This is a genomic window from Streptomyces sp. E11-3, from assembly GCF_046540415.1.
Taxonomy (GTDB): domain Bacteria; phylum Actinomycetota; class Actinomycetes; order Streptomycetales; family Streptomycetaceae; genus Streptomyces.
In genome coordinates, this window is sequence record NZ_JAZGRL010000140.1 from 1 (window position 1) to 1,819 (window position 1,819).

At 73.7% G+C, this 1,819-nt stretch carries 1 protein-coding gene; it reads left to right on the forward strand.

The window, feature by feature from the left end:
• Positions 1–119 precede the first annotated feature (119 nt).
• Positions 120–1,754, forward strand: a complete 1,635-nt coding sequence (locus tag U9R90_RS35890) for a SpoIIE family protein phosphatase (protein WP_411061665.1) — start codon at positions 120–122, stop codon at positions 1,752–1,754.
• Positions 1,755–1,819 lie beyond the last annotated feature (65 nt).

A 1,819-nucleotide genomic window follows, 5' to 3' on the forward strand; every position in this document is an offset into this window, starting at 1 on the left:
CTGAGGCCTGCCCCGCGCCACGCCCTCCTGACCCCGGCACCAAGACCCCCGCACAGACACCCGCACCAAGCCCCCCACACCGATCCAGAAGCGACAAGCGACAACAGAGGCCTAACGCAGTGAACTTCACGCGCTGGAGCGCCCGGCTCCCCGGAACGCAGCGTCGCGCCGCAGCGCGGTCCGACAGCGGCTCGGTGCCCGCAGCCCGCGCCGAGCAGCTGTCGGACCAGGCCGGGCGACCGCCCCGTGTCGATGACCTGCCGGTCCGCGAGATCCTCGACCGGATCCCCGCCCTCGTCGCCCTGGTCCACGGCCCCGAGCACCGCATCGCGTACGTCAACGACGCCTACGCCACCGCCTTCGGCCCCCGCACCGTCGGCGACCACGCCCAGGAGGCCCTGCCCGAACTGCACGAGCTCGGCCTGCTGCCCCTGCTCGACCAGGTACTGCGCAGCTCCAAGCCCCGTACGGTCAAGTCCCGCAAGGTCCCCGGCGGCCGCTCCTACACGTTCACCTGCACCCCCGTCACGGTCCCGCTCAGCGACCGCGCCGAAGGCCCGTCCGAAGGCGGCGTACTCCTCTTCGCCACCGACGTCACCGACCACGCCGAAGCCGCCGAACGGCTGCGCGCCAGCGAGCGCCGCCACCGCGAGGCCGCCGTCACCCTCCAGCGGTCGCTGCTTCCCCAGGAGTTGGAAGAGCCCGACGACCTGCGGATCGCCGCCACATACCAACCGGGCGGCACGGACGCCGCGGTAGGCGGCGACTGGTACGACGTCATCACCCTGGGCGGCGGCCGTACCGCCCTGGTCATCGGGGACGTCATGGGCCGCGGGGTGCGCGCCGCCGCCGTCATGGGACAGCTCCGCACAGCGGTACGCGCGTACGCCCGCCTCGACCTCCCCCCGCACGAGGTCCTGCAACTCCTCGACGGACTCGCCGCCGAGATCGACGCCAGCCAGATCGCCACCTGTGTGTACGCGATCCACGACCCGGGCGAAGGCTGCCTCACCTACGCCTCCGCGGGGCACCTGCCCATCCTCGTACGCGACGAGGACGGCGTACTGCACCGCACCGAGGAACCCACCGGGCCCCCGCTCGGCACCGGCGGCTGGCTGCACGCCTCCGGCTCCGTGCCCTTCCCGCCCGGCTCCACCGCCGTCCTCTACACGGACGGCCTGGTCGAGCGGCGCGGCGAGGACATCGATCAGGGCGTCGACGCCCTGGAGCGCGCCCTGGCCGGTGCCACCGGCACCCCTCAGGTGGTCTGCGACCGCCTGATCCGCGCCCTGGGCGTCACCGCCTCGCACGACGACGACGTGGCCGTCCTGGTCCTCCAGAACCCGTCGCGCAGCGGCGCCGACGCCGAGCTCTTCCGGGGCGCCGCGCTCGACCTGCTCGGCGGCGTCGAGGCCGCGCCACGCGCGCGTGCCTTCGCATCCGGCGTCCTCACCAGCTGGCGCTTCCCGCCGGAGCTGTACGACCTGGGCGTCCTGGCCGCATCCGAGCTGGTCGCCAACTCCCTCCAGCACGGCACCCCGCCGATGCGCCTGAAACTGCGCCGCACCGACCGCCGCCTGATCATCGAGGTCACCGACGGCGACGACCACCTGCCGCGCCGCCGCCGCGCCGAGCCGGTCGACGAGGCGGGCCGAGGCATCTCGATCGTCGCCACGATCGCCTCGTCCTGGGGCTCCCGCCGCACTCCGGGCGGCGGAAAGGCGGTCTGGTGCGAGTTCGCGCTGCGGGGTTAGCCAGCCTGGTGCGGTTCCCGAACGTCCTCAATCGCCGGACGGGCTCAAATTGAGCCCGTCCGGCG